Raw genomic sequence first — 6,917 nt, 5'->3', positions numbered from 1 at the left:
CCGAAACCATCGCGGCTGGAAGCCGCTCCCACGGCGGGGCACAGGTTGTGTCGTGCTCCCGATGCGTTATACTTTCGCGTTCACTCAAGAACCCCGAAGCTTCCGAGGTCCAGAGCAGGCATGGTTACCATTCGTTTGTCCCGTCGCGGAGCAAAGCGCGCGCCCTTCTACCAGATCGTGGTCACCGACTCGCGAGCCCGTCGCGACAGCGGCTACATCGAGCGGATCGGGTTCTTCAACCCTGTCGCCCGGGGTCAGGAGATCCCGATGCAGATCGATCTGGCCCGTGTCGATCACTGGCTCGAGCGTGGCGCCTCGACCTCAGAGCGCGTCGGTCGGCTGATCAAGGAACACCGCAAGCAGGTCGCCGCCGCCGGGTAACGCGGAAGCAGGGGACGCGCCCGTGGAAGAGCCCGGGGCGAAGCGCCTGATCGTCGGGCGCATCTCCGGCGTGTACGGGGTGAAGGGTTTCGTCCGCGTCTTCTCCGAGACCGAACCTCGGGGCGCGATCGCCGGCTTTCCGGAACTCTGGGTCGAACGCGCCGGTCGCTGGGAACGTCTCGAGGTCGAGGCCGGACGGGCCCATGGTCGTGGGGTCGTGCTGAAGTTCCGTGAGACGGTCGACCGGGATGCAGCGCAGGCCCTGATCGGCTGCGCACTTGCGATCCAGCGCGACTGGCTGCCGCCGCCCGACGAGGGCGAGTTTTACTGGGCCGACCTCCAGGGCCTGAAGGTGGAGACGGTGGAAGGCCAGTCCCTGGGCCGGATCGAGGGCTTCATCGAGACAGGCGCGAATGACGTGATGGTGGTGCAGGGAGAACGCGAGCGTCTGATCCCGTGGGTGCGGGGGCGTTACGTGACGGACGTGGACCTCGAGGCGGGTCGCGTACAGGTCGACTGGGATCCGGAATTCTGAGGACCGCGATGCGCTTCGATGTGGTCACACTGTTTCCCGAACTGGTCGAGTCGGTTGGCGCGTTCGGGGTGACGCGGCGCGCCGCCGAGCAGGGTCTGTACGAACTGCACTGCTGGAATCCGCGGCGCTGGGGCAGTGGAGCGCACCAGGCGGTGGACGATCGCCCCTACGGCGGCGGGCCGGGCATGGTGATGCAGTACGAACCCCTGGCCGCGGCCCTGGCCGCGATCCGCGAGGCGGATCCGGGACCGGCGCGCGTGATTGCGCTGACCCCGCAGGGGCGGCCGCTCGATCAGGCTGCCGTGCGCCGGTTTGCCGGCCTGCCGAGGCTGGCGCTGGTCTGTGGCCGCTACGAAGGCATCGACGAGCGTCTGCTGGAGTCGGAAGTGGACGAGGAGTGGTCGCTGGGGGACTATGTGCTCTCCGGTGGCGAACTGGCGGCCATGGCCGTGATCGATGCCTGTGTGCGGCTGCTACCGGGCGCGCTGGGGCACGACGACTCGGCGACGCAGGACTCCTTCACCGAGGGCCTGCTGGACTGCCCGCACTACACCCGGCCGGAGGTCGTGGCCGGTCGCGCGGTGCCGCCGGAGCTGTTGACCGGGCATCATGCGCAGATCGAGCGCTGGCGCCGCCGGGAGGCGCTGGGGCGAACATGGGAGCGCAGGCCGGACCTGCTGGCGCGGCTTGCCCCCGGGCCGGAGGACGCGGCCCTGCTGGACGAATACCGCTGCCTGCGGAGAGATGCCGCTGGTGGCCGCAATGGCGATGACTGAGGTTTTGACGATGAACAGCATTATTCAGCAGCTGGAAGCCGAGCAGATGAAGCCCTCGGTACCGGATTTTGGCCCCGGCGACACGGTCGTGGTCCAGGTCAAGGTCCGCGAGGGAGACCGCGAGCGCCTCCAGGCCTTCGAGGGGGTGGTGATCGCCAAGCGCAACCGCGGCCTGAACTCCGCCTTCACCGTGCGGAAGATCTCCTCGGGAACCGGTGTCGAGCGGGCATTCCAGACCCACAGTCCGCTGGTCGCCGACATCAAGGTGAAGCGTCGCGGCAGGGTGCGCCGGGCCAAGCTCTACTACCTGCGTGACCGGACCGGCAAGGCGGCCCGGATCAAGGAAGACGTCAAGGCCGTCCGCCAGGGCAAGTCGGGCTGACCCGGTTCGTCAGCGCGCGCCGCGGGCGGTCCATCCCGGGCACTGGGGAGACCGCCCGGGTGCCCGGGCGGCTCCCGCGGATCTGCGCCGTTGGCCGAAGACCGCGTGCGTGGCGAGGGCCGCCCGGATCAGGGTGCCCCGGTACCCTCGCGTGATGGCCTCGCCTTCACGGCGGTACCTGCATCGTGGTGGTGAATTCGCAGCGCTGCACCTCTGAGGGTCTGGCGCTTTCCTTCGTCTGGGCCTGGGCGCCGGGCGGCGGGCTGCTCGCGGCCGCATGGACCGACGCGGAGGCCGGCGGAGATCCTGCGCCCGCGCAGGACCATGGCCGGCTGCACGCCGGGCGTCGCGGTTTCTTCGGAACCGGAACGCCGGTTCCCGTTCCCTTCGAACCCAGGGACTTCTTTCTGGATCCCGGGTGCTGGCGTGCGCCTGACGACGTGCCTCCGGGATCTGTGCATGCCCGCAGGGTGTGGGCCGCGCTGTGCGCGATTCCCGTCGGGGAGACCCGCAGCTACGGCCAGATCGCCGACGCGATCGGTTCCGCGCCGCGTGCGGTCGGTCAGGCCTGCCGGGCCAACCCGTGGCCCCTGTTCATACCCTGTCACCGCGTGGTGCCCGCAGGCGGAGGTGGAAACGGCGCGACCGGGGGCTACGCGGGCAACCGCCGCGGACCTCTTGCGGATGTGAAGGCGTGGCTGCTCGCGCACGAAGCCCGTGCGTCGTCGTCGGGGTCCACGATGTCCCCTCCCGGGCAAGCGACGTCGCCGTGCCCGGGCCGGCCGGAAGTTTCTCGCCGGGTGCAGGAATAATCATCCAGTCACGACCGTCCCCCCTCTCGATGTTGGTGTTATCCCCGCAAAATCAGACTTAGAACGTTGGCATACGCTGATGTTCCGTTTCTGTTGACAGGGGATGCTCGCATTAGCAGGATGAATGGAGGTACGTGATCCGTCGGGTCCGGGCCGCCAATAACGAAGACAACCCTGTGATGGAGGTTTCCATGTTCAAAAAAGCCTTGCTCGCGCTGCCCGTGGCACTGGCTCTTGGGGCGACTGCCCATGCCGAAAAGCCGCCGGAGGAGGTCCTTCAGGATCTGATCGACTCGGTTGATTCCGCCTATCTCACGCAGAGTGAGCAGAACCTGCTCATGATGGCTGACAACCCGGCGATGTGGACTGGGATGGACGGCGAGGATCTGTTCCATACGCCGCGCGGCCCCAACAACGTGTCGATGGAGGCCTGCGACTTCGGCAAGGGCCCCGGGGTCCTGGAAGGTGCGTACGTCGAGCTGCCGCGCTACTTCGAGGACACCGACCGGGTCATGGATCTCGAGAACCGCATCGTGCACTGCATGACCGAGGTCCAGGGGTTCGCAGCGGACGATCCGGCCGTCGCCCGGCGGCACGGCTCGGGTTCCGATCACATGAAGATCCAGACCTATATCGCCATGCAGTCCAACGGTATGGAGTGGAACAACCCGCTCGATCACCCGCTGGAGATCGCGATGCGGGACGCCGGTGAGGTGATGTTCTACCGCCGCTCCGGCATTGCCGACTTCAATTGCAACACCTGCCACGGCGAGTCGGGCAAGCGGATCCGCGCATCCGTGCTGCCGAGCAAGGACGTGCCGCAAGAGTGGACCAAGGCGATGTCGTGGCCCGCGTTCCGGGTCGGTCACGACAATGTGCGCAGCAGCCAGCACCGGATCCGCGGCTGCTACTGGCAGATGCGCATGCCGCGCATCAATCCGGACGGCGATGCGTCGATCGCGCTGATGTCCTACTGGACCGACGCGTCTCGTGGCCAGCCGGCCATCCTGCCCGACATGAAGCGCTGATTCCGGACGCACAAGGAGATTCGAGATATGTTGAAGAAGACGCCGATCGCGGCCGGTATCGCGGCCCTCGCAACCATCTTCATCGCCGGCGGCTGTGCGGTCGCCGACGCAGACAAGAGCAACGCGGTTGACTACACCGCCATGACGCCGGAGGAACTCGCGGAACACCTGATCTTCGAAGCCAATGGCTTCGTTCTGGACCAGGAGGTCCAGGAAGGGGGAACCACCCGGCAGCGCATGGTGCAGGACGACCTGCACAAGGCCTGTTCGGTCATCGGTGGTGGGGATCCGGACCAGGAGACCCTGGAGGCAGTCCGCGCGGCGGCCGCCGAGTCCATCGTGTATCCGGAAGGCGGCATCGAGCTGGGCGACTGGGAGCGGGGCCGGGAACTGGCCTGGTCCGGTTTCGGTTACCGCGTGGGTCACAAAACGGATGACCACAGCGCTCGCGACGTGGGCGGCAATTGCTACAACTGCCACCAGCTGGCCACCGACCGTACCGGGGGCAATCTGGGGCCGAGCCTGACCGGCTATGGCAAGACCCGCGGTACCAGCGAGGCGATGCTGAAGTACGCCTACGACATGATCTACAACCCGCACGTGTACTTTCCCTGCACGAACATGCCGCGCTTTGGGCATAGCGGGTTCCTGGACGAACAGGCGATTGCCGACATCATGGCCTACATGTTCGACCCGGAGTCCCCGGTCAACGAATGAGATCGGGTTTCTGACGCTCGGCGGTCCTTCCGGACCGTGACGAAGCCGCCGGCGGCGACGCCGGCGGTTTTTTTTCGCGCGCCGGCCGCGCCCCCTCCCCAACCCCCACCCGCAGGCGGGGAGGGGGCCGGGTGGTTCCCGACGGCAGCCCTTGAAAACGCCGAAGGTCGCCCCCACCTCCCGCGGAGCGAGATACGAGATTCAAATGCCAGAGGGATGCCAAGGACCATGACTGAAACCCAACGTGAAGAACGCCGTTTCGAGACCGAGGTCAGCCAGCTGCTGCACCTGATGGTGCATGCGCTGTACTCCAACCGGGAGATCTTCCTGCGCGAGCTGATCTCCAATGCGGCCGACGCCTGTGACAAGCTCCGATTCGAGGCCCTGGCCAGCCCCGGGATTATCGTCCAGCCGGGCGAGCTGCATATCGACGTGAGCTTTGACCGGGAGAAGCGCGAGATCCGCGTGAGCGACAACGGCGTGGGGATGTCCCGGGACGAGGTCGTCGAGAACATCGGGACCATTGCGCGTTCGGGAACGAAGCAATTCCTGAACCGGCTGACCGGCGACCAGCAGAAGGACGCATTGCTGATCGGCCAGTTCGGGGTCGGTTTCTACTCCTCGTTCACCGTGGCCGACCGCGTGACCCTGGAGACCCGCCGCGCCGATGCCCCGGAGGACGCCGCGGTCCGCTGGGAGTCGGACGGTACCGGTAGCTACACGCTCGAGAACACCAGCCGGGCCGAGCCGGGCACCGAGGTGATCCTGCACCTGAAGGAGGATGCCGACGAGTTCCTGGAGGCCTACCGGCTGCGCCACATCATCACCCGCTATTCCGACCACGTCTCCTTCCCGATCCGGATGCCGAAGCTCGACGACGAGGGCAAGCCCACCGACGAGTGGGAGACCGTGAACCGCGCGAGCGCGCTGTGGACGCGCGCGAAGGGCGACATCACCGACGAGGAGTACCGGGAGTTCTACAAGCACGTCGCCCACGACTTCGAGGACCCGGCCGCCTGGGTGCACAGCCATGTCGAGGGCAAGCAGCAGTACACCACGCTGTTCTACGTCCCGAAACGCGCGCCCTTCGATCTCTGGGACCGCGACCAGCGCCACGGCGTGAAGCTCTATGTGAAGCGCGTGTTCATCATGGACGATGCGGAGAAGATGCTGCCGAGCTACCTGCGCTTCGTGCGCGGCGTGGTCGACTCCTCCGACCTGCCGCTGAACGTCTCGCGCGAGATCCTGCAGAGCAACCGCCTGGTCGACGGCATCCGCTCGGGCTCGGTGAAGAAGATCCTCGGCCTGCTGGAGTCCATCGCGGAAAAGGAGCCCGAGAAGTACGCGGAGATCTGGACCCAGTTCGGTCGGGTGCTCAAGGAAGGGCCGGGCGAGGACTACGGCAACCGGGAGCAGATCGCAAGGCTGCTGCGCTTCGCCAGCACGCACAACAGCGACGACACCCAGAACGTGTCGCTCGCCGACTACAAGGCGCGCATGAAGGAGGGCCAGAAGGCGATCTACGTGGTCACCGCCGACAACCCCGCCGCGGCGCGCAACAGCCCGCACCTCGAGATCTTCCGCAAGCACGGCATCGAGGTGCTGCTGCTGTCCGACCGCGTCGACGAGTGGCTGCTGTCCCACCTCGACCAATTCGACGGCACGCCGATCAAATCGGTGGCGAAGGGGGACCTGGATCTCGGCGATCTGGTGGACAAGGACGCCGAGGGCAAGGACGCAGAGGGTGAGGACAAGGCGAAGGAGGCGCTCGGCGACCTCCCGGAGCGCATCGGCAGGACCCTCGGCGATCGCGTGGAGACCGTGCGGGCCTCACAGCGACTGGTGGAATCCCCGGCCTGCATCGTGCTCGGCGAGCACGAGATGGCACTGTACCTGCAGGAGCTGATGAAGCAGGCGGGGCAGCAGACCTTTGGCAGCAAGCCGGTGCTGGAGGTGAACCCGACCCACCCGCTGGTCCAGCGTCTGAAGGCCGCGGATGGCGCCGAATTCGACGACCTCGCGACGCTGCTGTTCGAGCAGGCCCTGCTGACCGAGGGCGGTCAGCTCGACGATCCGTCGGGCTTCGTTTCCCGGCTCAATCGACTGCTGCTCAAGGCGGCCTGACCGCAGCGCGACCGCCGTGGGGGGCTCCGGGGGGGCTCCGTGGGAGCGGCTTCCAGCCGCGATATCCTGCCTTCCCCAAAACGTGGGAGCGGCTTCCAGCCGCGATATCCTGCCTTCCCCAAAACCATCGCGGCTGGAAGCCGCTCCCACGGAAGCCGCTCC

Annotated in this window: 8 protein-coding genes; all 8 read left to right on the top strand. The window is 66.9% G+C overall.

All coding sequences use genetic code 11. The features are described from left to right. Positions 1-120: 120 nt before the first annotated feature. The 8 genes from rpsP (at position 121) to htpG (ending at position 6,755) form a co-directional block, all read left to right on the top strand. On the top strand, positions 121-381 hold the full coding sequence (rpsP, locus tag ACESMN_RS08750; RefSeq protein WP_373053212.1) for a 30S ribosomal protein S16: 261 nt from the start codon (positions 121-123) through the stop codon (positions 379-381). 22 nt (positions 382-403) lie between these two features. After that, positions 404-916, top strand: coding sequence for a ribosome maturation factor RimM (gene rimM / locus ACESMN_RS08745; protein WP_373053211.1), 513 nt, complete (start codon positions 404-406; stop codon positions 914-916). Between the two features lie 8 nt (positions 917-924). Beyond that, positions 925-1,692: a tRNA (guanosine(37)-N1)-methyltransferase TrmD gene (trmD, locus tag ACESMN_RS08740; RefSeq protein WP_373053210.1), complete on the top strand. Its 768-nt coding sequence runs from the start codon at positions 925-927 to the stop codon at positions 1,690-1,692. A 10-nt stretch (positions 1,693-1,702) separates the two neighbouring features. Then, complete coding sequence (gene rplS, locus ACESMN_RS08735; protein ID WP_373053209.1) at positions 1,703-2,074, top strand: 50S ribosomal protein L19; 372 nt, start codon at positions 1,703-1,705, stop codon at positions 2,072-2,074. Between the two features lie 185 nt (positions 2,075-2,259). After that, entirely contained in the window at positions 2,260-2,886 is a 627-nt protein-coding gene (locus ACESMN_RS08730) for a methylated-DNA--[protein]-cysteine S-methyltransferase (RefSeq protein WP_373053208.1), read from the top strand. A gap of 191 nt (positions 2,887-3,077) precedes the next feature. Further along, complete coding sequence (gene soxA / locus ACESMN_RS08725; protein WP_373053214.1) at positions 3,078-3,914, top strand: sulfur oxidation c-type cytochrome SoxA; 837 nt, start codon at positions 3,078-3,080, stop codon at positions 3,912-3,914. 27 nt (positions 3,915-3,941) lie between these two features. After that, a complete protein-coding gene (gene soxX, locus ACESMN_RS08720) occupies positions 3,942-4,631 on the top strand; it encodes a sulfur oxidation c-type cytochrome SoxX (protein ID WP_373053207.1) in 690 nt (229 codons plus the stop codon). Positions 4,632-4,847: 216 nt separating this feature from the next. Further along, positions 4,848-6,755 (top strand): molecular chaperone HtpG, encoded by a 1,908-nt coding sequence (gene htpG, locus ACESMN_RS08715; RefSeq protein WP_373053206.1) that lies wholly within the window; start codon positions 4,848-4,850, stop codon positions 6,753-6,755. Positions 6,756-6,917: the final 162 nt, after the last annotated feature.

Source organism: Thioalkalivibrio sp., assembly GCF_041690275.1.
Lineage (GTDB): Bacteria > Pseudomonadota > Gammaproteobacteria > Ectothiorhodospirales > Ectothiorhodospiraceae > Thioalkalivibrio.
Note: the sequence above shows the minus strand (reverse complement) of the source record. Positions and strands in the feature narration are given on the sequence as shown.

Excerpts from the sequence above, each read along its gene's own strand:
- soxA (WP_373053214.1), top strand. The coding sequence starts at position 3,078 with ATGTTCAAAAAAGCCTTGCTCGCGCTGCCCGTGGCACTGGCTCTTGGG.
- trmD (WP_373053210.1), top strand. The coding sequence starts at position 925 with ATGCGCTTCGATGTGGTCACACTGTTTCCCGAACTGGTCGAGTCGGTT.
- htpG (WP_373053206.1), top strand. The coding sequence starts at position 4,848 with ATGCCAAGGACCATGACTGAAACCCAACGTGAAGAACGCCGTTTCGAG.
- soxX (WP_373053207.1), top strand. The coding sequence starts at position 3,942 with ATGTTGAAGAAGACGCCGATCGCGGCCGGTATCGCGGCCCTCGCAACC.
- rpsP (WP_373053212.1), top strand. The coding sequence starts at position 121 with ATGGTTACCATTCGTTTGTCCCGTCGCGGAGCAAAGCGCGCGCCCTTC.
- rplS (WP_373053209.1), top strand. The coding sequence starts at position 1,703 with ATGAACAGCATTATTCAGCAGCTGGAAGCCGAGCAGATGAAGCCCTCG.